The sequence below is a fragment of the Faecalibacillus sp. genome, from assembly GCF_047023275.1.
In the GTDB taxonomy this organism is placed as follows: Bacteria; Bacillota_I; Bacilli_A; order Erysipelotrichales; family Coprobacillaceae; genus Faecalibacillus.
In genome coordinates, this window is sequence record NZ_JBKYAR010000012.1 from 28,692 (window position 1) to 54,379 (window position 25,688).

Sequence of the window (25,688 nt, forward strand, 5' to 3'; positions counted from 1 at the left end):
CTAACTAATATAAGGGAGGTGTCCTATGGATCCGTTGGAATTTGAGGATATTAAAGAGATTTTTCTACAATTTAAATCTCTTCATAAAAATATTCACGAACTTACAAGTAAAAAAAGTAGTATTGAAGGATTATCAGCTGATCAATGTTATTTATTAGGACTAATTGATCATTTTGATCATCCTAATCAAAAAATTCTTGCAGAACGTTTGAAAATCACACCAGCTACGTTATCGGTAAGATTACAACGTTTAGAAAAGGCTGGTTTTATTGAAAAAGTTGTAAGTAGACAAGATAAAAGAAATGTTACTTTGCATATTACGGAAAAAGGAAATAAAGAAATTGAAAGTTGTAAAGATGGTATGAAAATGTTTACAACACGTTTGTTTGATGGAATAAATAAAGAAGATTTAGATAGAATGAAAACGTATTGTCAAATCTTTGAAAAAAATATTCATTTAATGAAGGAGGAGTTAGATGTTCAAGATTAAAGGATATTTAAAGAAATTCTGGTATTTAATTCTTGCTTGTATTTGTTTATTGTTTGTACAAGCACAAACAGAATTAATTTTACCAGATTATATGAGTGATATTGTTTCGGTGGGGATTCAAGCAGGGGGATTTGCTTCACCTGTTTCAGAAGTTTTAACGGAAGAAACTTATCAACATTTATTATTGTTTGTTGATCAAAAAGATCAAAAAACAGTAAAAAAAGATTATAAAAAAGTTAGTAAGGCCAATCAAGATATCGTTGATACATTTCCTAAGGCTAAAGGGAAAACAATTTATCAATTGAAAGATTTATCAAGTGATGAAGAAAGTGAATTAGAAGATATTTTAATGAAACCTATGTTAATTATTACTTCACTTGATAGTATGGATACTTCTAGTAAAGAGTATCAAGAAAAATTTGGTCAATTACCACCAAATATGAGTGTTTATGATGTGATTTCTTTTATGGATGAAAGTCAAAAATCAAAAATGTTTGAAGATATTGATACAAGAATGGATACAATGGGTGAAAGTACTTTAAAAATTGCAGCTGGTAATGGTGTTAAAGCTGAATATAAAAAATTAGGTGCTGACATTGATAAAGTTCAAACTGATTATATTTTAAAAACAGGTTTAAAGATGTTAGGAATTGCTTTACTTGGAACAATTGCTGCTATTTCAGTTGCTTTCTTTGCGACAAAAGTTGCTGCTGGTGTGGCACGTACTTTAAGAAAAGATGTTTTTGAAAAAGTAGAAAGTTTTTCTAATGAAGAATTTAATCATTTTTCAACAGCGTCACTTATTACACGTACAACAAATGATATTACTCAAGTACAAATGGTGACAATGATGCTTTTACGTATTGTATGTTTTGCACCAATTATTGGTATTGGGGCTTTAATTAAGGTCTTAAAAGAATCACCATCAATGACATGGATCATTGCAGTTGTTATTCTTGTTATTTTTGGTGTGATGGCTGTTGCTTTTGCAGTTGTTATGCCAAAATTCAAAATTATTCAAAATTTAATTGACCGTTTAAATCTCACAATGCGTGAAAATTTATCAGGAATGCTTGTTATCCGTGCTTTTGGTAATGAAAAACATAGTGAAGATCGTTTTGATAAAGCCAACAAAGATGTTACAAATTTAAACTTATTTGTTAATAGATCAATGGCTTCTATTATGCCGATTATGATGTTTATTTTTAATGTGGTTACTTTAGTGATTGTTTATTATGGTTCTAAACAAATCGATTTAGGTAATCTAGCAATTGGGCAAATGATGGCCTTTATGCAATATGCAATGCAAATTATTATGGCCTTTTTAATGATTGCAATGATTGCTATTATGTTACCTCGAGCTAGTGTTGCTGCTAATCGTGTTTATGAAATCATTGAAACAAAACCAACAATTCAAGATCCAATAAATCCAGTTGCTTTAGACGAAGATAAAAAAGGACTTGTTGAATTTAATCATGTTTCATTTGCTTATCCAGGGGCAAGTGAACCGGTTTTAAAAGATATTGATTTTGTTGCTAAACCTGGACAAACAACAGCTTTTATTGGCTCTACTGGTTCAGGAAAATCAACACTTATTAATTTAGTACCTCGTTTTTATGAAGTTAGTGAAGGAAGTATTAAGGTTGCAGGGGTTGATGTTCGTGATATGACACAACATGAATTACGTGATCGTATTGGACTTGTTCCTCAAAAAGGAAACTTATTTTCTGGAACAATTCGTTCTAATTTAAAATATGGCGCACCAGAGGCAACTGATGAAGAATTAGAAGAAGTGATTCGAGTTGCGCAAGCAAAAGAGTTTATTGATCAAAAAGAAGAACGTTTTGATATGGAAATTTCACAAGGTGGAACAAACGTTTCTGGTGGTCAAAAACAAAGACTTGCGATTGCTCGTGCAATAGCTAAAAATCCAGATATTTATATTTTTGATGATAGTTTTTCAGCTCTTGATTTCAAAACAGATGCTAAACTTCGTCAAGAATTAAATCAACTTGTTAAAAAGACAAAAAGTACAGTTTTATTAGTAGGACAACGTATTGCTTCTATTATGGATGCAGATCAAATTATCGTGTTAGATGAAGGTCAAATTGTTGGTAAAGGGACACATGATGAATTAATGAAATCATGTCAGGTTTATCAAGAAATTGCCTATTCTCAATTATCTAAGGAGGAACTAAGTCATGAGTAATGAAAGAAGAAGACAAGGGCCTCGTGGACCAATGGGACGTGGAATGAGAGGCAATGGTGAAAAAGCTAAAAACTTCAAAGGAACGTTAAAGAAATTATTTGTTTATTTAAAACCTTATTATTTTAAATTAGCAGTTGTTATTATTTTTGCAGCTGGTTCAACAGTATTTACGATTGTAGGACCAAAGATTCTAGCAAAAGCAACAGATAAATTATCTGAAGGAATTATGGCCAAAGTAACAAATACAGGCGGAATTGATTTTGATTATATTGGTATGATCTGTTTGATTCTTGTTGGTTTCTATCTTGTCAGTGCACTCTTTAGTTTTATTCAAGGGTTTATTACATCTTCGATTTCACAAAAAGTTGCTTATGATTTAAGAAGTTCTTTATCTAAGAAGATGTCAAGAATGCCTTTGAGTTATTTTGATAAACATTCTAGTGGAGATACTTTAAGTAGGGTAACAAATGATATTGATACAATTGCCCAATCACTCAATCAAAGTTTATCACAAGTGATTACATCTTCTGTTACAGTTGTAGGAATCTTTATTATGATGCTTACCATTTCAGTAAAGATGACCTTGATTGCAGTGCTTGTTTTACCACTTTCGATGTTACTTATTATGTTTGTTATGAAACATTCTCAAAAGTACTTTAGCAGACAACAAAAAAGCTTAGGAGATGTCAATGGTCATATTGAAGAAATGTACGGTGCTCATGATGTTGTTAAAGCCTTTAATGGGGAAGAAGATTCTGTCAAAACATTTAATGAATATAATGATGCACTTTATGATTCAGCATGGAAATCTCAATTTTTATCTGGTTTAATGCAACCTTTAAGTAACTTTGTTGGAAACTTAGGTTATGTAGGTGTTTGTTTATTAGGTGGTTTTTTAGCTGGTGGTAATACAATTACGATTGGTGATATTCAAGCCTTTATTCAATATGTACGTCAATTCAATCAACCAATTGCCCAACTTGCGCAAACAATGAATATGTTACAAAGTACAGCAGCCGCTGCTGAACGTGTTTTTGAATTCTTAGAGGAAGAAGAATTAGAACCTGAAACAGTTAAAATTGAAACAGATGAAGTTGAAAAACTACATGGTTCAGTTACTTTCAATCAAGTCAATTTTGGTTATTTACCAGAAAAAACAATTATTCATGATTTCAATATGCATGTTCATGCTGGACAAACAGTCGCTATTGTTGGTCCAACAGGAGCAGGAAAAACAACGATTGTTAAATTATTGATGCGTTTTTATGAATTAAATAAAGGTTCAATTATGATTGATGGTCATGATATTAAAGATTTTTCAAGACATGATTTAAGAAGCTTATTTGGAATGGTTTTACAAGATACATGGCTTTTTAATGGAACAATTAAAGAAAACTTGATGTATGGTAAATTAGATGCCAGTGATGAAGAAGTAAAAAATGCTTGTGAAATGGCATATGTAGATCATTTTGTCAATACTTTAGAAGATGGTTATGATACAGTTCTTGATGAAGAAACATCAAATATTTCACAAGGACAAAAACAATTACTAACGATTGCTAGAGCCTTCTTAAAAGATCCTAAAATTCTTATTTTAGATGAAGCAACTTCTTCGGTCGATACACGTACAGAAGTACTTATTCAAAAAGGTATGGAAAAATTAATGGAAGGACGTACAAGCTTTGTTATTGCACACCGTCTATCAACTATTCGTGATGCTAATACAATTATTGTCATGAAAGATGGCGATATTGTAGAAATTGGTAATCATGAAGAATTGTTGAACAAAGGTGGTTTCTATGCCTCACTTTATCAATCTCAATTTGAGGGTAGTGAAATTTAGAAGCAAATAAAAATTTGCTTCTTTTTCTTTTCAAAACATAGTTTTATATGATATAGTACAAGCCGAGGAGATGATGTTATGGTTAAAAGAAAACCACAATATGTCAAGATAAAAGAATATATTATTCAAAATATTGAAGATGGAAAATATAATGAAAATGAACAAATTGAAAGTGAACATACTTTATGCGAACTTTTTGGTGTTACACGTATGACAGTACGTCAAGCATTAACAGATTTAATCAATGAAAATGTAATCTATTCTGTTCCTAAAGTAGGATCATTTGTTTGTAAAAAATCAAGATTTAAAAGTTTTGATGGATTAAACAGCGTAACCGAAGACTGTGCTAAGAAAAAAGAAGAATGTACAAGTCATGTTGTTTTAAATGAACTTGAAGAAGCCACTGATTTAATGAAAAAAGAAATGGCTTTAGAAGATAATAAAGTATGGCATGTTAAACGTGTAAGATTTGTCAACGGAGAACCTTTATGTTTTGAAGATGATTACTGTAACTATGATTTAACAGGGGATATTCCTTTAGAAGTATCAAGTACATCTTTATTTAATCATTTTGAAAATGATCTCAATTTACATATTGCTTTTTCTGATCAACAAATTGATGCAGTTTTAGCAGGAGAAGAATTAGGAAAATATTTACAAGTAGATCCAGTAACACCACTACTTAGAGTTTTATCAATTACATGTTTACATAATGGTAAATGTATTGAATATGGGTATACTTATTATCGTGTAGACAAGTATACTTTCAATCAAGTTGCATATCGTAGAAAATAAAAGGATGTTGTCAAATTCTTTTGGTTTGTTATAATGAGAATGTTAAAAAGGAGACTTTAGATGAATTATTTATATATTGCGCTAATATCAATGGTTCCATTGATTGAACTTAGAGGAGCAATTCCTGTTTCTCAAGGATTAGGATTACCAATTATTCCATCTTATATTGTTTGTATTTTAGCAAACATGGTACCTGTACCTTTTATTTACTTATTTGCTAGAAAGATTTTAGTATGGGGTTGTGATAAACCTGTCATTGGAAAATTTTTCACTTGGTGTTTAGATAAAGGTGAAAGAGGTGGAAAGAAACTTCAAGAAAAAGTAGGAAGAAGTACTTTTGTCGCTTTATTATTATTTGTAGGAATTCCACTTCCAGGAACGGGTGCATGGACAGGAACACTTGCAGCTAGTATTTTAGATATGGATTTTAAATCAACAACCATTGCTGTTATGCTAGGAGTTTTACTTGCTGGTGTCATTATGATGGCTGTTAGCTTTTTAGGATTTTCATTAATTTAGAAGTATCTTTATACTTCTTTTTTTGTAAGGAGGACGTGTATGAACGTAGAAATTATTAATGTTGGAACAGAATTGTTACTTGGAGAAATTGTCAATACCAATGCAACCTATTTACAAAAAATGTGTAAAGAATTAGGTTTTAATGTTTTCTTTCAAACAGTAGTAGGAGATAATCCACAAAGATTTTTAGATTGCTTGGATATTGCGTTTAATAGAGGATGTGATTGTGTTATTACAACAGGAGGATTAGGCCCAACAGAAGATGATCTTACGAAAGAATTATCAGCAAAATATTTAGGATTAGAAATGATTTTTGATGAAGATGAAGCAAAGAAAGTCAATGATAAATGCTGCTTTGTAACACAACTTGATAAAGTCAGTGATAATAATTTTAAACAAGCTTATTTTCCAAAAGATTGTTATGTATTAGATAATCCCATTGGTACAGCGAATGGGTGTGTGATGTCTAAAGATGAAAGAATGATTGTTAATCTTCCTGGACCACCTAAAGAAATGACTTATGTTGTTGATCATCAACTAAAACCTTATTTAGAAAAATATCGTCAAGCGAAGATTTATACGTATGATTTAGTAACTCAAGGAATTGGTGAATCAGCTGCAGCTACTTTAATTGATGATATTGTTCAAAGTCAAAAAGATGTTTCAATTGCTTTATATGCTTCTGAAGAATATGTAAGGGTAAGACTTGGAGTGAAAGCAAAACATCAAAGTGAAGCCGATGAACTTGTTAAACAAACAAAGGAAATGATTGAAGAAAGATTGAAAGATTATCTTGTGGAAAATCCTAATTTATTTGAAGAAGTCATGAAAAAAGTCAGTGGTTTTACGATTTTAAATGAATGTGATTTTTCTTTAAGTGACTATTTTGTCAATAATGGAGGACCTGTGTTTATTCATTTAACTTTAAAACAACATCCATTAGGTGAAATTGTACATGTATTATTAAAATATAAAGAAAAAGAAATATCTTTCGATATTCCTTTACTTGTGAAAGCAAGTCTTTCTTTACCTAAATTAGAATCTAAATTGATTTATTGAATTGATCAATTAATTCGATAAATTTTAAAGTTGCTTGTGATAAGCTTCTTCTTTTAAGATAAGCATAACCAATGCTTCTTGAAGGAAGGGGCTTTTTTAATTTTAATTCATAAACTTTATTTTTATCTAGAAAATCATGAGAAAATTCTTTAACAACACAAGCATTTCCTAAATTAGCATGAGTAAATTCTAATAACAGATGATGTGCTCCTAATTCCATTTCGGGATTTAATAAAATTCCATGTTTAGCAAAGTATTTATCAATATAATTTCTAGAATTACTTGATTTTTCTAAAAGAATAAGATTCTTTTTCGCAATTTCTTGATAGCTGTAAAGATGTTCATCTTTTTCTTTAGAAATAAAGATATCATGAATGGTTAAACATTCTTTCATGGCAAGACTTTCATCATCAAAAGGAAGATTGATAAATGCAAGATCAATTGTTCCATTTTTTAAATGTTCAACTGTTTCAATAGAGGTTCCATTAACAACATTGATTTTAATTGTGGGATAAAGATGATGAAATTGTTTTAATAGGTCAATTAAGTAGTTTTCACAGATTGAATCACCAGCACCTATATTTAACTGTCCAGAGAGTAATTCATTATAATGAGAAAGTTCATTTTCAACACTGGTAATTAAAGCTAAGGCTTCAGTAATGTTTTTATGAAGCAACATACCTTCTTTAGTAAGCGTAACACCTTTATTTAAACGGATGAATAGTTGGGTGTTGAGTTCTTTTTCTAAAGCATGGATTGTTTGGGAAACAGCGGATTGTGAAATGAATAAATTCTTTGCTGCTTTTGAAAAAGAAAGGGTGGAAGCAGCTTCGTTAAATATCTTATATTGTTCTAGTTTTATCATATTAGCACTCCTTATACCAAATATATTATATATTAATTTTACTTATATTAAAATATAGCATATAATAAAAATGTATGAAAAAGCCAATGATAGAAAGGTGGAAATGAATTATGGCTGGTGTAGTTGTTGTAGGAAGTATGTGGGGAGATGAAGGTAAAGGAAAAGTTACCGATTATCTTGCTCAAAAAGCAGATGTTGTATGTCGTTATGCTGGAGGTAACAATGCAGGTCATACAATCGTTTATGGTGGTAAGAAATTTGCATTAAAATTAATACCATCAGGAATTTTCTCAGGACACGAAGTTATCATGGGAAATGGGATGGTTGTTAATCCTAAAGCATTCTTAGAAGAAGTTAAATATTTAAATGATGGTGGTATTGATACAAGCAAAATTAGAATTTCAGATCGTTGTCATGTAATTTTACCTTATCATCTTGAAATTGATGAATTACAAGAAAAAAGAAAAGGTGATAAAAGTATCGGAACTACAAAAAGAGGTATTGGACCTGCTTATGTAGATAAATATAGCCGTATTGGTATTCGTATGGGAGAATTCATTGATGAAGAATTATTCTTAGAAAGATTAAAAGAAACTTTCCCAATGAAAGTCGCTGAATATCCTGAATTAAAAGATATGTTTACAGTAGAAGGTATCTTTGAAGAATACAAAGAATACGCTAAAATTATTAAACCTTTAGTATGTGATACAGGTATGTTATTAGATCAATATTTACGTGAAGATAAAAAAGTTTTATTTGAAGGAGCTCAAGGAGCTATGTTAGATATTGATTATGGTACTTATCCATTTGTTACATCTTCACATCCAGGTGCTAATGGGGTATCTGAAGGAGCTGGTATTGGACCTTTATATATCAAAGAAGCAATCGGAATCATTAAAGCTTATACAACTCGTGTTGGATCAGGACCATTCCCAACTGAATTAAATGATGCAACAGGTGATTTAATCAGAGAAAGAGGACATGAATATGGTACTGTAACTGAACGTCCTAGAAGAACTGGTTGGTTTGATGCGGTTGTTGTTAACCAATCAAGAAGAATGTCTTCTTTAACAGGTATTTCTTTAATGTTATTAGATGTTATGAGTGGATTTGATACAATTAAAATCTGTAAAGCTTATAAATTAGATGGTAAAGAAATTTATGGTTTACCTGCAACTGTTAAAGATATTGAAAGATGTGAACCTGTTTATGAAGAATTACCAGGATGGCAAGAAGATATTACACATGTAAAATCTTTTGAAGAATTACCTGTAAATTGTCAAAACTATATTCGTAAAATTGAAGAACTTGTTCATTGTCCAGTAAGAATGTTCAGTGTTGGACCAGATAGAGAACAAACTGTTGTTTTAAAAGATATTGAATTTTAATAAAGGAGGTCTTTCATGAAAAGAGAATTAGTTATTGTCATGGATTTCGGTGGGCAATATAACCAATTAGTTGCACGTCGTGTTCGTGAATGTAATGTTTATTGTGAGATTTATTCTTATAAAACACCTTTAGAAAAAATTAAGGAAATGAATCCTAAAGGAATCATTTTAACTGGTGGACCAAATAGTTGCTATTTAGAAGATTCACCAACTTATTCTAAAGAATTATTTGAATTAGGTATTCCTGTATTAGGATTATGTTATGGTGCTCAATTAATGCAACATGTTTTAGGTGGTAAAGTTGAAAGAGCAGATGTAAGAGAATATGGTAAATCAATTTTATTAGTTGATCAACCTGAATCTAAGATTTTAAAGGGTGTTCCTGAAACTTCTACAGTTTGGATGTCACATTTTGATTATATTTCAAAAACAGCACCTGGATTTGAAATTACAACACATACAAAAGATTGCCCAGTAGCATCTTGTGAAAATAAAGAAAAAGATTTATACGCTATTCAATTCCATCCAGAAGTTTTACATAGTGAATATGGTAAAACAATGCTTTCTAACTTTGTATTAAATGTATGTAATTGTGCTGGTGATTGGCGCATGGATTCTTTCGTTGAAGAACAAATCAAAGCTATCAAAGAAAAAGTTGGTGATGGTAAAGTATTATGTGCTTTATCAGGTGGTGTTGATTCATCTGTTGCGGCAGTATTACTTTCTAAAGCAATCGGTAATCAATTAACTTGTGTCTTTGTTGATCATGGTTTACTTCGTAAAAACGAAGGGGATGAAGTAGAAGCTGTTTTTGGACCTGATGGAAATTATGAATTAAATTTCATTAGAGTAAATGCTCAAGAAAGATATTACGAAAAGCTAAAAGGTGTTACTGAACCAGAAGCTAAACGTAAAATCATTGGTGAAGAGTTTATTCGTGTTTTTGAAGAAGAAGCAAAGAAAATTGGAGCAGTTGATTTCTTAGTACAAGGAACAATTTATCCAGACGTTGTTGAAAGTGGTCTTGGTGGAGAATCTGCCGTTATTAAATCACATCATAATGTTGGTGGATTACCAGATCATGTTGATTTTAAAGAAATTATTGAACCATTACGTGATTTATTTAAAGATGAAGTACGTAAAGTTGGTTTAGAATTAGGAATTCCTGAATACTTAGTATTTAGACAACCATTCCCAGGACCAGGTCTTGGTATTCGTATCATTGGTGAAGTTAATGCTGAAAAGGTAAGAATCGTTCAAGATGCTGATGCAATTTATAGAGAAGAAATCGCTAATGCTGGATTAGATCGTTCAATCGGTCAATACTTCGCAGCTCTTACAAACATGCGTTCTGTAGGAGTTATGGGTGATGAAAGAACTTATGATTATGCAATCGCCTTACGTGCGGTTAATACTATTGATTTCATGACAGCAGAAGCTGCAGAAATTCCATATGAAGTATTAAATAAAGTTATGTCACGTATTATAAATGAAGTTCGTGGGGTAAATAGAGTAATGTATGATATTACAAGTAAGCCACCAGGAACTATTGAGTTTGAATAATAAAAACGGTTAAAAGTGCTCATTTTATGGGCACTTTTTCACTAAAAATATTTTCAAAATGTTCTCAAAATTTACTTTTTGTCATTTCTTTGCTGTTATAATCGTAAAAAAGCTCAGAGTATATAAATTAATGAAAGATTTAAAGTCTAGATATAAACTAATAAAGAGTATATTATTAGATATTAAATGTTATGTCGCATTTCATAGATGTATTTTTCTATAAAATGAAGTATAATGACTACTAAAGGAGTGTATTTATGAGTATTACAATTACACAAATCGCTAAACTTGCAGGTGTTTCAAGAGGTACTGTTGATCGTGTTATTCATCAACGTGGACGAGTTGCTCCTGAAGTAGAAAAGAAAATACGTGATATTATGGAAGAAAATGATTATCATCCAAATATGTTAGGAAGAGCATTGGCTGTTTCTAAAACACCACTTACAATAGGAATGATTATGATTGAAAAAGGAAATCCTTTCTTTCAGTTGATTCATTCAGGGATGAAAGAAGCAATGTCTCAATTTAGAGATTATCCAATTTCAGTTGATTTTAGACATATTAAGGGTGTGGATGAAGATGAATATTTAAATGTACTTGATGAATTAGAAAGTAAAGTAAATGCTTTAATTATAGCAGGATTACAAACACCACGAATTATTGAAAAAGTAAATCAAATTGTAAAAAAAATTCCTGTGATGACTTTAAATATTGATTTAGAAGATTCTCATAGAATTGGCTTTATTGGAATTGATGATTATAAAGCAGGGACTTGTCTTGCAGGATTAACAAGTGATTTGACAAGACCAGGAGAAAATGTGTTGATTCTTTCTGGTTCAAAAACAGTACATTCACAATCACAAAGAGTTAAAGGATTTCTTGATATCATGAAACACTATCCAGAGATTTTACTAAGTGATGTCATTTATACAAAAGATGAACTAGATATATCAAATAGACTTTTAAAAGATGCAATTTCAAAGAAAAAATATAAAACAATTGTCATGGTAGATTCGTGGCTTGCAAACGCTGGAGAAGTTGTCACACAAGCGGGTTATGATGATATTAATATTTTAGGATTTGACTTAATGCCACAAAATAAAGAAGCATTGAAAAAGGGAAAAGTTACTTATATCATTGATCAAAGTGCTTATATGCAAAGCTATGAATGTGTACATAAAGTATGCGAACATTTGATTTATGGTATAGAACTTCCAAAAGGGAAAACATATCTTCCTATTCATATTTATAATAAGTATAATTTAGAGTGATTTCTTTATTTATTGAATTTTTCTTAAAAATACTGCTATAAATTAGTTAAATAGATTTATAACAGTATTTTTATTTTGAATTGATTTGTATGATAGTGAACTGAACATACTTATAGCAAACAAATTATAAATAGTTTATAATAAAAACGAAAGGGTGATGGGAATGAAGGCAATACCAATAGGAATATCTGATTATAGGAAGTTACGCCAAAATGACTATTACTATGTTGATAAAACTTTAATTATAAAAGAATTTTTAGAAAAAAAGAGTCAAGTAACATTAATTACACGTCCTCGAAGATTTGGAAAAACTATTAATATGTCTATGATGGCAGAATTCTTTGATATTACAAAAGATTCAAAAGAAATCTTTAAAGGTACTAAAATCATGGATACACCTTATGCTAAAGAAATCAATCAATATCCAACAATCTTTATTTCTTTTGCAGATGCAAAAAGAGATAAGACATCTGTTGTTTCAACAGTAAAAGATCAAATATTGAAAGAATGGGATAGATATAATTATGTTTTTAATAATCTGTCAAAATATGAACAAAATAAGCACGATGTTTTAGAAAATATTTTAATGAACTATTTAAATGGAAGTTTGGAAGGAATAGGAGATGCTATTTCTTTCTTAATGGAAAAACTTCAAAGTTACTATAATGAAGAAGTTATGGTGTTTGTTGATGAATATGATACGCCTTTTATTGAGTCTCATGTTAATTGTTTTTATGATGAAGTAAGGGGCGGCCTTTCAAGTTTACTTCATAATTCTCTTAAAACATCTAATAGTTTAAAATATGCAATGCTTACAGGGATTCAAAGAGTTGCTAAAGAAAATATTTTTAGTGATTTAAACAATTTAGATGTTTATACTGTATTAGATAATGGATATAATAATTTCTTTGGTTTTGATAATGAAGAAACTCAACAAATATTAGAATATTATCATTTAAAACTAGATGATAAAGTTAGAGAAATGTATGATGGTTATAAGATGGGAAATATTGAAATTTATAATCCTTGGTCAATTTTAAATTATGCTAAAAGGCAAGAACTCATACCTTATTGGGTCAATACGAGTGCTAATGTTATGATTAAAGATGCTATAACAAAATCAGATGATGATTTTAAAAATGAATATGAAAAATTAATAACTAATGGTCAAATTGAAACAATAGTCAGTATGCAAACAAGTTTTTATGAGGAGGCCGATAATTCAACATTATGGGGACTATTTGTCAATGCAGGTTATTTAACAGTTAAACAAATCATAGATCGTTATAACGATAGATATTGTATTATGATTCCAAATGCTGAAGTAAGAAAAGAATTTATTAATTTAACGGAATATCAATTAGGATTAAAAAATGGAAAATTATTCAGTGTCGTAAGTGAATTGATAGAAGAAAAACCAGAAGCATTTCTTGAACAATATCAAAGTATTTTGATGATACCTAGCTATCATGATTTAATGAGTGAAAACAGTTATCATATGATGATGTTAGGAATGTGTTTATGTTATTCTTCGCAATATGATGTTATAAGTAATCGAGAAGTTGGAAAAGGCAGAAATGATATCATTTTAAAAGCAAAAGATAAAAATAAAACATCTTTTATTTTAGAATTTAAATATTTCAAAGAGGATAAAAAGAATAGTGAAAAAATTCTTGAAAATCTAGCTAATGAGGCTATTCAACAAATCAAAGATAGAAAATACGATTTTGAATTAACTGGAAAAGTTATTTATATAGGGTTAGCACATCATGGAAAAGATGTTGTTATGAAATGGAAAGAAAAAAATAATGTATAGAGGGTACTTCTCATACATTATTTTTTTATGTAAGCACTTGCATATATTGTCTAAAAGTATTATGATTAATTTAAGAAATGTGCACGAGCACATGCATGGTGTGTGCGCACACATAGGAGGGATATAATATGGAAACAATGAAAGCGATTATTTATGAAGATGTTGGAAAGTTTAGTGTAAAACAAGTACCTGTTCCTAAAGTAGAAAAGAGTACAGACTTATTATTAAGAGTAGATGCTTGTTCTATTTGTGGAACAGATGTTCACATTTTATCTACACCACCAGGAGTTGATGCAAAGAAAGGAATTATTCTTGGTCATGAAATGGTAGGAACAATTGTAGATAAAGGACCTGATGTTAAGGGTTATGATATTGGAGATCGTGTTGTTATTGATAACAATGTTCCTTGTGGACATTGTGAAGAATGTCAAACAGGCCACTATAATACATGTTTGAATATGAATGGTAAGGGTGTAGATGACGATGGTGTCTTTGCACAATATTGTGTATTCCCAGCTAGTTGTGCAACAAAAGTACCTGCTTCTTTGCCAGATGATCTTGCTGTTTTTTGTGAACCTGTAAATTGTTGTATGGGTGGTATTAAAAAACTTGGAACAATGCTTCCTGGACAAACAGCTGTTGTATTAGGTGGAGGACCTATTGGACTTTATTATATGAAATTATTACAACTTAAGGGTGCTGGTAAAGTTATTGTTTCTGAGGTATCAGATTTTAGAAAGAAATATGCAGAAGATATGGGAGCTTATAAAGTTGTTAATCCACTTAAAGAAGATCTTGCTGCTTATGTAAAGAAAGAAACAAATGGCTATGGTGCTGATATCGTTATTGATGCTGTTGGTACATTATTAAATGATGCTCTAGCATGTGTAAGACGTTCAGGAACAATTCTTTTATTTGGTTTAAATGGTAATGCAAAACAAACAATCTGCCAAAGTGATATTGCTATGAATAATTTATCTATTTTAGGTAGCTACATTGGACATTTCACATTTGAACCAACTGTTCGTTTATTAGATAGTGGTATTGTTGATTTTAGAAATATGATTACTCATCGTTTAACTTTAGATGATTTTGGTATTGGATTAGATGCAATGCGTAAAGGTGAAGCCTTAGAAGTTGTTTTATATCCAAATAAGGAGAGTGTTGAATAATGAATCTATTAATTGCACTTATTCCAGCAATATGCTGGGGGTTAAATCCGACAATCGTAGGTAAAATTGGTGGTAAACCAATTCAACAACAATTAGGGACAGCACTTGGTGCAACACTCTTTGCAGTAGTTATTTATATAATCATGCATCCTGCATTAACAACTTCATTAGTTATTGGATGCATTATCTCAGGTGCTTTTTGGAGTGTTGGACAATTGCTTCAATATAAATCTTATGGAGTCCTTGGTACAGGAAAAGCTTTTGCAATTTCTACAGGATTCAACCTTGTTTTAAATTCTTTATTTGGTGTTCTTATCATGGGTGATTGGGCTCAAGCAAATCAAAAGCTTATTGGATTTGCTGCTTTAGCTGTCATTATTTGCGGGGCCGTTCTTACTTCTTATAGTGATAATAAAGAAGAATGTGATTTAAAAAAAGGGGCAATTATTTTAGCAATTGCTGCTGTTGGATTTACAGGTTATTCATGTGCACCAACATTTGTAGGAGCTGGAGGAATACAAGCAGTATTTCCACAAGCAATTGGTATGATTGGAGGGTCTTTGATTCTTAGTTTATTTGAATCTAAAGATATTAAAAAATTTGATACTGTTACTTTTAAAAATATGATTCCAGGATTAGTTTGGGCATGTGCTAATATTGCTATGATTTATGCTAATAAACTTAATGGGGTTGCCATTGGATTTACATTATCACAAATGGCTGTCGTTGTATCAACATTTGCCACACTTGTTATTTTAAAAGAAAAGAAATCAAAGAAAGAACTTTTACATACAATTCTTGGTACAGTTGTTGTTGCTATTGGAGGTGTCATGATTGGCTTTACAAAATAGGGATGGTTTTCCATCCCTTTTTTATTTTAAATTATAAAGAGTTCAATCAATAATTGAGTTATAATAGAAGAAGTTCAACTAATCAATGATACCAAAAAAGATAATTAGAAATTAAAATATAAGTGAGGGATGAAAATGTTAGATTATAAAAAAATAGGTTTATATTTACTTGAAAAAAGAAAATTATATCAATTAACACAAAAGCAATTAGCTGATCAGCTAAATATTTCATTTCAAGCAATTTCAAGATGGGAAAAAGGTTTATCTATTCCATCAGTAGATTTATTAAATGAACTTGCAAATTTATTTCAAATAACAGTTGATGAAATTTTAAAAGGTGAAGATAAATGGCCAGTATTTTCATATGAACAATCAGGAGTAGATGTTACAAAAATAGATTTAGTAAATTATGATTTAAAAGATATTCTTAATCAGTATCATTATAATCCAGCATTTCGAGGAGCAATTTATGATTTAAATGATCATTTAGTTTCTCAAAAATCCCTACAAATTGTTTCTAAAGTACAAGAGCCAGTAACTAAACAAAAACTTACTATGGAATATGGTTATATTCAAGAATTAGTTGAGGATATTATATGTACCTGTATAAATGATTTATTAATGATAGGGGCTCAACCACTCTTTTTAACAGAAACACTTATCATGGGACATTTAAATAAAGAAATATTAGAGTCAATTATTAGGGCTTTTCATATTTTCTCTAAAAAATATAATATTAAACTATTAACGGGTCAATGTTCGATTAAATCACAATCACTGCAATTTGATGATTGTCTTATTTCTACAACAATTACTGGGATTTTAGATAAATCTAAAGAGATAGATACTTCTTATATAACTGAAGGAGATATTATTCTAGCAATTGAATCAAATGGAATTCATCATTATGGCTATTCATTGATTGATACTTTAATATCTACGATTCCAGAAATAAAAAAAGAAGTTATTGAAGGACGTAGTTTTATTGAAGAAATCATGAAACCACAATATTGTTATTATGAAAGTTTAATAGGTTTAATTGATAAAAAAAGAGTCAAAGGATTAGTAAATATTTCAGGATGTGGATTTCCAAGAAATTTAACAAGAATGATTCCTGAAGGATTATGTGCAAATATTGATTTAGCTCAGATTAAAATACCGCCTATTTTTCATTGTTTAAAAAAATATTTAAAAGTGAGTGATCAAGAAATGTTAAACACATTTAATTGTGGAGTTGGTTATATTGTTATAGTTGATGTTAATAAACAAGAAGAGGTGTTAAATCATATTAATCAATATTTTTCTTGTAAAGTAATTGGTATAATTCAACGAGGACAAAAGAAAATAAAATTAAGAAATAGTTTAAACTGGAATGAGTACTGAGAAACTTCTAAAAAGGAGTACTTATATGAAAATTTTAGTAAGTGATTTAGATGGGACTATCTATCGAAATAAAACAGTATCATCTATCGATTTAAAAGCAATAAATGATTTTGCTAGTAGTCATATGTTTGTTATAGCGACAGGCAGAAATGAAAATACTTTTTCTTTTTTTAGTGAACAATATGATTTAGCTTATCAATATGTAATTTTATGTAATGGAGCATTAATACAAGATAAAAAAAATCAAACGATTATTAAACATCCTTTTAGTAAAGATGAAGATCTTTCACCTTTATTTAAAATACTTCATTTGTATTCTAATCAACAAATAAGTGTCAGCTTATCTTTTGAAAAAGGTGGTCTTTATTTACCGAAATGGCAAGATGATTTATCTAATCAGATTAGATCTAATTTAGTATATGGAATGATTGGTATTTGTCTAGAAGTTGTTGATAAAGATTTAAAGGTTGTTGAAAATATATATCAACAATTATTAAAGAATACATCATTTAATATTGAAAGAAATAATCATTATATCGATATTTTACCTAAAGGTGTTAGTAAGAAAAATGCTATCAAAGAATTAATGGATAGATGTCATTTAAAAGAAGATGATCTTTATGTTATAGGCGATTCTTACAATGATCTATCTATGTTTGAAATCAATAATCATAATTTTATCATTGATAAGGGAATAGAAGCTTTAAATAAAAAAGCAACTTATATTGTTGATTCTATAAGTGATTGTCTAAAGATAATAGATAAAAAATAGTAAAGGTATCCTAAAAAGATACCTTTACTTAGTTTTTTCAAGTTTTTCAATATAATTTGTTACATCAAGCGTATTTGTTTTTAAGATATTTCTCAAATGGTGGTTATCTATAATAGAGATGTACTTATCTTCTAATAGAACAAATAATTTTTCATAATCTTTATTTTTTATAGGATGGCCAGATGGATAAATTGTTATTATTGATTGATCATTCAAATAAAATAAAAGCTTTATTTTATAACCTTTTTGAGCCCATAACATAGAGATAGGTTCATATGAAAGTTCAACTTTTTCAATGTTATTTAGATATATTTGCTTTTTAGGATAAATCTTTTTTCCAATAATAAGATTTATTGTTTCTAAAAGCATTTGAAAGTATCCTTTATAAACATAATAATTTATAGAAATTTGATTGATTTCAAGATAGTTAGTAATGGTTGCTAGAGGAACAACAATAAACATAGTGATAAAGAAAGCAATGATTCCTATATAAATACAAATAGAACGATTTAATGGAGTTAAAAATGTTAATAAACCACCTGTTCCAATACCACCAATAAGTCCATAAAAACTAAAAGCAATAAAGTTTACAATAATATTTTTTCTTGTGGCTTTTTTTCCAATAATGAAAGTTTTATTCATTTATAATCCCTCCTTCAATTATTATTATAGATGACTGGCAATGAATGATAAGACCTTTGGCGTCAACGACACAAATGTGACATAAAAAGAGTTTAACATAATCAAGATTTATTAAATATAATTTTCTATTATATGTTATAATCAAAAAAAGGAGTTAGCTATGCAAGTACAATTTTATGAAGAAGTTGAAGATCAATTATTAAAGTTTGCAGTTATTATTTCAAAGTATCAAGATAAATGGGTATTTTGTAAACATAAGTTAAGAGATACTTTTGAAATACCAGGTGGTCATCGAGAAGAGAATGAAAATATTTTAGAAACGGCTAAAAGAGAATTGCATGAAGAAACAGGTGCAATCGATTTTAAAATAAAGCCAATCTGTGTTTATTCTGTTATTGGAAAAAATAGAGTCAATGATACGGGAGAAGAACTGTACGGTATGCTTTATTATGCAAATATTTATTCTTTTGAAGAAAGTTTGCATAGTGAAATGGAGAAGATTGTTTTATTTGATGAATTTCCTGATTCATGGACATATCCTGAAATTCAACCAAAATTAATAGAATATTACATAAATTTAGAAAATAAATAAATTAAATTTATAAAAAGCATAAGAAGATATTGTATGGATAATAAAGATAATATGAATGAATGTATGTGGATGCTGATGGGAAGTATTCATGAAAGTAATCGAGTTACTGTAGCAAAGTGCTTAGATATGATGGAAGAAAAGGGTATTTCAAAGGATGAAATGATTTCTAACTTAGAATCTGTAAAAGAGGCGTTATTTACCCTCTATAATGAAAAAATAAATGTAATTATTAATGAATTAGAAAAGTAGTATGAAGATGATTATAAAATGATAGTTTTTTATCTATAAATATGTATAATCATGATAAATGTTTTAAAACATCCTATGATGACGAGTGGCGGTTCTGACTCGGCAATAATATAAAAAATGACCGAGCGATGATGATGTGTGAGAGCAAAGACACATCGGTAAAATAAAAAATGGTTCAAGGATGTACTAGAGGAATCTAAAAGATTCCTTTTTTTGATTAAAGCACACTATTAGAAAATTAATATGATATTTTATTGAAAACGTTTTCTTTTCTAGATATAATTAGGAAGAATAAAGAAAGGAAATATAAAATGAAATATTTATTTTTAGATGTTGATGGAACATTGATTGATTATAAAGCAAAGTTACCTGCTTCAGCTAAAAAAGCAGTGGAAGAAGCACAAAAGAATGGACATAAGATTATTGTTTGTACAGGATGTAGTCGTTGTGAAATAGAAGCAAGAGATATGGATTTAAATTTTGATGGTGTGATCTATGGAAATGGTTGTTATGTAGAATATAATAATGAAGTGATTTTTCATCAACCATTAACTTTAGAACAATGTACACGTTTTGTAAATTGGTGTAATGAAAGAGATTTAGCGTTCCGTTTAGAATGTAATGATGGAATGTTTTTAAGTGAAGGTTATGAAGAAAAATCATTAATGGCACGCTATAAATATACTTATGGGCAAGGTGTGGATTATACAAATAAACCTGTTCCACCGCTAGCAAGACATATGATTAGTGGAGAAAACTTATTAAGAGATGATGTTAATAAAACTGCATTTGTTTTAAAATCTTATCAAGATTTTTTAGATGCTAAAGAAGAATTTTCGGATATGACGGTTGATACATGGGGTGGTAAAGGTGAACTTGCTTTATATGGAGCAACACGTGCTAAAGGATTTGATAAAGAAAATTCAATTCATCTTTTATTAAAACATTTAAATGTTGATCCTAAAGATGCCATTGCTTTTGGTGATGGTGTGGTCGATATTCCAATGTTCAAAGCTTGTGGCTTTTCTGTAGCGATGGGTAATGGAAATGATGAAGTCAAACAAGCAGCAAGTTATGTAACAGATGATGTAGATCAAGATGGTTTATATAATGCCTTTAAATTTTTAAAACTTATTTAAAAAGAGAAATCACGAGGATTTCTCTTTTTTGATCATTTTTATTCTTTTTCAAAAGTTTGTGCGACTTCCACAAGTAAATCTCTAATATGTAAATGTTGTGGACATATTTGTTCACATAAACCACATTTTAAACATTCACTTGCTTTTGCATTTTTAACTGTATGAACATTGTTATAGTAGTAATCACTATTCCAATCTCCATAAACTTTTTTAGCGTTTAAGCAGGCAAATAAATCTGGAATGGCAATGTTTTTTGGACATTTTTCCATACAGTAACGACAAGCAGTACATGGGATAAAGTTTTTGCTTTTGAAGATTTCTGTGACTTGTTTAACTGCTTCTTGTTCTTTTGAAGATAATGGTTGGAAATCTTTCATGAAACTTAAGTTATCTTCCATTTGTGCCATATCACTCATTCCTGATAAAACCATCATCATTCCATCAAATCCAGCAGCAAAACGTAAAGCATAACTTGCCGGTGACATGTCACCTAAATCTTCATAAATGCGTTTTGCTTCTTCAGGTAAATTAACTAAGTTACCACCTTTAACAGGTTCCATGACAATAATTGGTTTGTTGTGTTTACGACATACTTCATAACAAGCTTTACTTTGTACAGCAGGATCTTCGTAGTCTACATAGTTAAATTGAATTTGAACGACTTCAATATCAGGATTTTCAGTTAAAATCATGTCTAAAACATCTGCTTTATCATGGAATGAAATCCCAAAATGTTTAATTTTTCCTTCTGCTTTTAATTTTCTTGCTTCATCATAAGCATGTAATTTTTTGTATTTAGCATAAATTTCATCACTTTGAGCATGCATTAAATAAAAATCAAAATAGTCAACACCACAAGCTTCTAATTGACTTTCAAACAAAGGTCTAATTTCTTCTTGTTTATTAAAATGATGTGTTGAAAGTTTATCTGTTAAAATATATTGATCTCTTGGATAACGAGAAGTTAAACATGCTTTTAAAGCAATTTCACTTTTTCCTCCTAAATATCCATGAGCTGTATCAAAATAGTTGAATCCTTGTTTTAAAAAATAATCAACCATTTTAGATGTTAAAGTGTAATCAACTTCATCATCTTTCATAGGAAGTCTCATACAACCAAAGCCAAAATTTTTCTTTACTTCATTAAAATATGTATTCATAGCGCCTTTCTCCTTTATAAAAAATTATAAAGAAAATAATTTAGATAAACAATATCTCTTTCTAATCATTTTTATAAGTTTTACTTATGAATAGCCATTGTTTTAAAAGAAATATTAGTATAAAATAATAAGAATTATAAGGAGTAAATAAGATGGAAAACTATATATTTAAACAATTAGATAAACATGATGCAAAAGCAATGTTTCAACTCATTCTTGAAAGAATGGATTGGTTTGAACAAAAAGGGATTCAACAATGGGAAAAAGGTGACTACGATAACATTTATCCGTTAGGATACTATGAAAAAGAAAGTGAGATGGGACATCTCTATGGATTAATTGATCAAGAAACAAATCAACTTGTCTGTGGTGCTGTTTTATTAGAAGAAGATGCACGTTGGAAAGATCAAGCAAATGCTTATTATATTCATAACCTTGCTTCTAATCCTTATCAAAAAGGAACAGGAAAATTATTTTTTTCTTATCTAGAAACTTTTTCAAAAGAAAAAGGAAAAGAATATTTAAGATTAGATTCTTTACGTGGAAATGAAACATTAGAAAAATATTATTCAACGCTTGGCTTTGTAGAAAAAGGAACATGTGTTGAGGGAAATTATCATGGTATTTTAAGGGAACGAAAACTTTAAAAAATATTAAAAATCTTCTTGACTCTAAACTCAACTTTAGGTTTATAGTTGACTTAGAATAGGAGGATTACTTATGAAATCAAAAGTTTATTTTACAAGAACAATAACACCTGAAAAGGTTTTAGAAATGTATGAAGTATTAGGAAAAGAATTAACAGGGAAAATTGCTGTTAAGCTTCATTCAGGAGAAGAAGGAAATCAAAACTTTTTAAAACCTGATTTTTGGAAACCAATTATTGATAAGTTAAATGGAACAGTTGTGGAATGTAATACGGCTTATGAAGGGTCTAGAAATACAACTGAAAAACATTTGATTACAATAAAAAAACATGGATGGTCTCGATATTTTGATGTTGATTTAATGGATGCTGAAGGTCCTGATATGATTTTAGATATTCCTGAAGGAAAAGTGATTCAAAAAAATTATGTTGGGAAAGATATGAAAAACTATGATGGTATGATTGTTTTATCTCATTTTAAAGGACATCCAATGGGTGGTTATGGTGGAGCTTTAAAACAACTTTCAATTGGTTGTGCTTCATCTTATGGAAAAGCGTATATTCATGGTGCTGGAGAACCTGAAAAGATTTGGACAGCTGATCATGATTTATTTTTAGAATCAATGGCAGATGCTGCTAAATCTGTTCATGAATATTTTAAAGGAAACATTGTTTATATCAATGTCATGAAAAATATGTCAGTTGACTGTGATTGTTGTGCAGTAGCAGAAGATCCATGTATGGATGATATTGGTATTTTAATTTCAACGGATCCAATTGCTATCGATCAAGCATGTATTGATTTGGTTTATGCTTCTGATGATAAAGGAAGGGATCACTTAATTGAAAGAATTGAATCTCGTCATGGTATTCATACCATTGAAGCAGCCTCAGCACTTGGATATGGTTCAAGAGAATATGAACTTATTGAAATAGATGATTAATCTTTTTCCATGCTTAAAAGACATAGTGTGATATTTAAAAGAGGTATTTGCCTCAATTATGTAAGAATGATAAAATAATAAAAGGTAAGAAAGAGTACTTACTTGAAGGCTAATTTAAGGAAAATAAATAGGAGGAAAAAGGAAATGAGTCAAAAGAAATTAGGTTTTGGTTTAATGCGTTTACCATCATTAGATCCAAATGATGCTTCAAAAATTGATATTGAACAAACAAAAAAGATGGTTGACACATTTATCGAAAAAGGTTTTACATATTTTGATACAGCATGGATGTATTGTGGATTTGCAAGTGAAAATGCAGCCAAAGAAGCCCTTGTATCACGTTATCCAAGAGATGCTTATACACTTGCAACAAAATTACATTCAGGTTTTATTAAAACAAAAGAAGACCGTGATCGTATTTTTAATGAACAACTTTCAAAAACTGGTGTAGAATATTTTGATTATTATTTATTACATGATATTAATGCACATAGTATTGAAGTTTATAATGAATTAGATTGCTTCAACTGGATTCAAGATAAAAAAGCAAAAGGTTTAGTTAAAACAATTGGTTTTTCTTATCATGATGGTCCTGAATTACTTGATCAAGTCTTAACAGAACATCCAGAATTTGAATTTGTACAATTACAAATCAACTATCTTGATTGGGACAGTGTTGGTGTTCAATCAAGAAAATGTTATGAAGTTGCTACAAAACATCATAAACCAGTTATTGTTATGGAACCTGTAAAAGGTGGAACACTTGCAAAAGTACCAGAAGAAGTTGAAAAAATGTTTAAAGAATATCATCCAGATATGTCAATTCCTTCTTGGGCTATTCGTTTTGCAGCAAGCCAAGAAAACGTTATGATGGTTTTAAGTGGTATGTCTAATATGGAACAATTAGAAGATAACTTAGGTTATATGGAAAATTTTAAACCATTAAATGAAGAAGAATATGCTTTAATTAAAAAAGCAGTTACTGCCATTAATTCAACAATTACTGTCCCATGTACAGGATGTGCTTATTGCGTTGATGGTTGTCCTATGAATATTGCTATTCCAAAATACTTCTCGTTATATAATGCAGATTTACAAGAAGTAGAAGAAAAAGGATGGACACCACAAGGAGAATACTACAACAACTTAACAAAAACATTTGGTAAAGCAAGTGATTGTGTTGAATGTGGTCAATGCGAAGGGGTATGTCCACAACATTTAACAATTATTCAATATTTGAAAGATGTTGCAGGTCATTTTGAAAAATAATAGAATATAGAAAATTACCTCATGGAAATGAAAAAATAAGTATTATTGGTTTGGAAACAAGTTCTTTAGAACAAGCAAGTCAAGAAGAAATGGCTCAAACATTAAATCATGTTTTTGATGCAGGAATCAATTATATTGATTTAGCGGCAGGACATGCACCTATTTTCTAAGCAGTTGGAAAAGCAATTCAAGAAAGAAGATTTAGATGTTGTTATGTTTAGCATCAATCCAGCTTATGATTTGAAGTTTGGTGATTATGCCATTGGTGAATTTGATGAACGTATGGATCTTTATCGTCGTCTTGAAAAAGAAGGCGTAGGTATTTCTGTCATGAAAGCTTTTTGTGGAGGAAAACTTTTAGATGCAGATAAGTCACCATTTCATCAAGCCTTGACAGAAACTCAATGTATGCAGTATGCTTTAGATAAACCGACTGTTTTAACGGTTTTACCAGGAATTAGAAATGATGAAGATTTAACGTATTGTTTGTCACCATTGTGATAAACGATGTCCATTTCATGTTCAACAAAGTAAACGAATGCAAGAAATTACTGATTATTTTCATGAATAAGATATAGAGATACGAAATCGAAAATAAACAAGAAGTTTATTATATATCAGGAGGAAAAATGGAAATTGTTGTTATTGATGGACAAGGTGGCGGAATTGGAAAAAATATTATACAAGTTTTAAAAGAAAAACATCCAGAATATACCATCATTGGTGTTGGAACCAATAGTATGGCAACAACACAGCTAAAAAAGGGTGGTGCTGATATTATTGCAACGGGGGAAAATGCTGTTGTTTATAATGTTAAACATGCCTCTATTGTTGTTGGTCCGATTGGAGTTGCTTTTGCAAATTCAATGTATGGAGAAATTACACCAGCTATGGCAAAAGCTATTGGAGAAAGTGAAGCACGTAAATATTTTATTCCAGTTTCTAAATGCAGTGCTCAAGTCGTGGGCGTTGTATCTAAATCAATATCTGAATATATTGATGACCTTGTTGTTATGATTGAAAAAATAGGAAAATAGAAAGTATCGTATAC

At 29.8% G+C, this 25,688-nt stretch carries 25 protein-coding genes; 22 read left to right on the top strand and 3 right to left on the bottom strand.

What is annotated here, in order from left to right; genetic code table 11:
• The first annotated feature begins 25 nt into the window (after positions 1-25).
• From ACLVEP_RS05510 to ACLVEP_RS05535, 6 genes are all read left to right on the top strand, one after another.
• Entirely contained in the window at positions 26-490 is a 465-nt protein-coding gene (locus ACLVEP_RS05510; RefSeq protein WP_412583384.1) for a MarR family winged helix-turn-helix transcriptional regulator, read from the top strand.
• Entirely contained in the window at positions 477-2,699 is a 2,223-nt protein-coding gene (locus tag ACLVEP_RS05515; RefSeq protein WP_412583386.1) for an ABC transporter ATP-binding protein, read from the top strand. Before ACLVEP_RS05510 ends, ACLVEP_RS05515 begins: the two co-directional genes overlap by 14 nt.
• Positions 2,692-4,542, top strand: coding sequence for an ABC transporter ATP-binding protein (locus ACLVEP_RS05520; protein ID WP_412583388.1), 1,851 nt, complete (start codon positions 2,692-2,694; stop codon positions 4,540-4,542). Before ACLVEP_RS05515 ends, ACLVEP_RS05520 begins: the two co-directional genes overlap by 8 nt.
• Positions 4,543-4,620: 78 nt before the next feature.
• Complete coding sequence (locus ACLVEP_RS05525) at positions 4,621-5,337, top strand: GntR family transcriptional regulator (protein ID WP_412583390.1); 717 nt, start codon at positions 4,621-4,623, stop codon at positions 5,335-5,337.
• A gap of 60 nt (positions 5,338-5,397) precedes the next feature.
• Positions 5,398-5,856 carry a COG2426 family protein gene (locus ACLVEP_RS05530; protein WP_412583392.1) on the top strand — a complete coding sequence of 153 codons (459 nt, stop codon included), beginning with the start codon at positions 5,398-5,400 and terminating at the stop codon, positions 5,854-5,856.
• A gap of 39 nt (positions 5,857-5,895) precedes the next feature.
• Positions 5,896-6,915, top strand: a complete 1,020-nt coding sequence (locus ACLVEP_RS05535; RefSeq protein WP_412583394.1) for a molybdopterin-binding protein — start codon at positions 5,896-5,898, stop codon at positions 6,913-6,915.
• Here ACLVEP_RS05535 and ACLVEP_RS05540 read toward each other — a convergent pair.
• The gene (locus ACLVEP_RS05540) at positions 6,899-7,780 is read right to left on the bottom strand and encodes a LysR family transcriptional regulator (protein WP_412583396.1); all 882 of its coding nucleotides are present in this window, start codon (positions 7,778-7,780) and stop codon (positions 6,899-6,901) included. The genes ACLVEP_RS05535 and ACLVEP_RS05540 overlap by 17 nt on opposite strands.
• A gap of 110 nt (positions 7,781-7,890) precedes the next feature.
• Here ACLVEP_RS05540 and ACLVEP_RS05545 point away from each other — a divergent pair, with 110 nt between their 5' ends.
• From ACLVEP_RS05545 to ACLVEP_RS05580, 8 genes are all read left to right on the top strand, one after another.
• The gene (locus tag ACLVEP_RS05545; protein WP_412583398.1) at positions 7,891-9,168 is read left to right on the top strand and encodes an adenylosuccinate synthase; all 1,278 of its coding nucleotides are present in this window, start codon (positions 7,891-7,893) and stop codon (positions 9,166-9,168) included.
• A 15-nt stretch (positions 9,169-9,183) separates the two neighbouring features.
• Entirely contained in the window at positions 9,184-10,731 is a 1,548-nt protein-coding gene (gene guaA, locus ACLVEP_RS05550; RefSeq protein ID WP_412583400.1) for a glutamine-hydrolyzing GMP synthase, read from the top strand.
• Between the two features lie 257 nt (positions 10,732-10,988).
• On the top strand, positions 10,989-12,002 hold the full coding sequence (locus ACLVEP_RS05555) for a LacI family DNA-binding transcriptional regulator (RefSeq protein ID WP_412583402.1): 1,014 nt from the start codon (positions 10,989-10,991) through the stop codon (positions 12,000-12,002).
• A gap of 163 nt (positions 12,003-12,165) precedes the next feature.
• Complete coding sequence (locus ACLVEP_RS05560) at positions 12,166-13,818, top strand: AAA family ATPase (RefSeq protein WP_412583404.1); 1,653 nt, start codon at positions 12,166-12,168, stop codon at positions 13,816-13,818.
• 128 nt (positions 13,819-13,946) lie between these two features.
• On the top strand, positions 13,947-14,990 hold the full coding sequence (locus ACLVEP_RS05565) for an alcohol dehydrogenase catalytic domain-containing protein (RefSeq protein ID WP_412583406.1): 1,044 nt from the start codon (positions 13,947-13,949) through the stop codon (positions 14,988-14,990).
• Positions 14,990-15,841, top strand: a complete 852-nt coding sequence (locus tag ACLVEP_RS05570; protein WP_412583408.1) for a GRP family sugar transporter — start codon at positions 14,990-14,992, stop codon at positions 15,839-15,841. The genes ACLVEP_RS05565 and ACLVEP_RS05570 overlap by 1 nt, the downstream gene beginning before the upstream one ends.
• A 135-nt stretch (positions 15,842-15,976) precedes the next feature.
• Positions 15,977-17,224: an AIR synthase-related protein gene (locus tag ACLVEP_RS05575; RefSeq protein WP_412583410.1), complete on the top strand. Its 1,248-nt coding sequence runs from the start codon at positions 15,977-15,979 to the stop codon at positions 17,222-17,224.
• A 25-nt stretch (positions 17,225-17,249) separates the two neighbouring features.
• Positions 17,250-17,996: an HAD family hydrolase gene (locus ACLVEP_RS05580; RefSeq protein WP_412583412.1), complete on the top strand. Its 747-nt coding sequence runs from the start codon at positions 17,250-17,252 to the stop codon at positions 17,994-17,996.
• A gap of 24 nt (positions 17,997-18,020) precedes the next feature.
• Here the strand turns inward: ACLVEP_RS05580 and ACLVEP_RS05585 are convergent, their stop codons facing one another.
• Complete coding sequence (locus ACLVEP_RS05585) at positions 18,021-18,638, bottom strand: hypothetical protein (RefSeq protein ID WP_412583414.1); 618 nt, start codon at positions 18,636-18,638, stop codon at positions 18,021-18,023.
• Positions 18,639-18,798: 160 nt separating this feature from the next.
• Between ACLVEP_RS05585 and ACLVEP_RS05590 the strand changes: the two genes are divergently transcribed.
• The 3 genes from ACLVEP_RS05590 (at position 18,799) to ACLVEP_RS05600 (ending at position 20,618) form a co-directional block, all read left to right on the top strand.
• Positions 18,799-19,230, top strand: a complete 432-nt coding sequence (locus tag ACLVEP_RS05590) for an NUDIX hydrolase (protein WP_412583416.1) — start codon at positions 18,799-18,801, stop codon at positions 19,228-19,230.
• A gap of 33 nt (positions 19,231-19,263) precedes the next feature.
• Entirely contained in the window at positions 19,264-19,479 is a 216-nt protein-coding gene (locus ACLVEP_RS05595) for a hypothetical protein (RefSeq protein ID WP_412583418.1), read from the top strand.
• A 311-nt stretch (positions 19,480-19,790) separates the two neighbouring features.
• Entirely contained in the window at positions 19,791-20,618 is an 828-nt protein-coding gene (locus ACLVEP_RS05600) for an HAD family hydrolase (RefSeq protein ID WP_412583419.1), read from the top strand.
• Positions 20,619-20,656: 38 nt separating this feature from the next.
• Here ACLVEP_RS05600 and ACLVEP_RS05605 read toward each other — a convergent pair whose 3' ends face one another.
• Positions 20,657-21,778, bottom strand: coding sequence for an aldo/keto reductase (locus tag ACLVEP_RS05605; protein ID WP_412583421.1), 1,122 nt, complete (start codon positions 21,776-21,778; stop codon positions 20,657-20,659).
• A gap of 152 nt (positions 21,779-21,930) precedes the next feature.
• On the opposite strand from ACLVEP_RS05605, the gene ACLVEP_RS05610 reads away from it, so the two are divergent.
• The 5 genes from ACLVEP_RS05610 (at position 21,931) to ACLVEP_RS05630 (ending at position 25,674) form a co-directional block, all read left to right on the top strand.
• Positions 21,931-22,425: a hypothetical protein gene (locus ACLVEP_RS05610; RefSeq protein WP_412583423.1), complete on the top strand. Its 495-nt coding sequence runs from the start codon at positions 21,931-21,933 to the stop codon at positions 22,423-22,425.
• Positions 22,426-22,498: 73 nt separating this feature from the next.
• The gene (locus ACLVEP_RS05615) at positions 22,499-23,368 is read left to right on the top strand and encodes a DUF362 domain-containing protein (protein WP_412583424.1); all 870 of its coding nucleotides are present in this window, start codon (positions 22,499-22,501) and stop codon (positions 23,366-23,368) included.
• 144 nt (positions 23,369-23,512) lie between these two features.
• A complete protein-coding gene (locus tag ACLVEP_RS05620) occupies positions 23,513-24,637 on the top strand; it encodes an aldo/keto reductase (RefSeq protein WP_412583426.1) in 1,125 nt (374 codons plus the stop codon).
• Between the two features lie 153 nt (positions 24,638-24,790).
• Positions 24,791-25,138: a hypothetical protein gene (locus tag ACLVEP_RS05625; RefSeq protein ID WP_412583428.1), complete on the top strand. Its 348-nt coding sequence runs from the start codon at positions 24,791-24,793 to the stop codon at positions 25,136-25,138.
• A gap of 128 nt (positions 25,139-25,266) precedes the next feature.
• Complete coding sequence (locus tag ACLVEP_RS05630) at positions 25,267-25,674, top strand: DUF3842 family protein (RefSeq protein ID WP_412583429.1); 408 nt, start codon at positions 25,267-25,269, stop codon at positions 25,672-25,674.
• Positions 25,675-25,688: the final 14 nt, after the last annotated feature.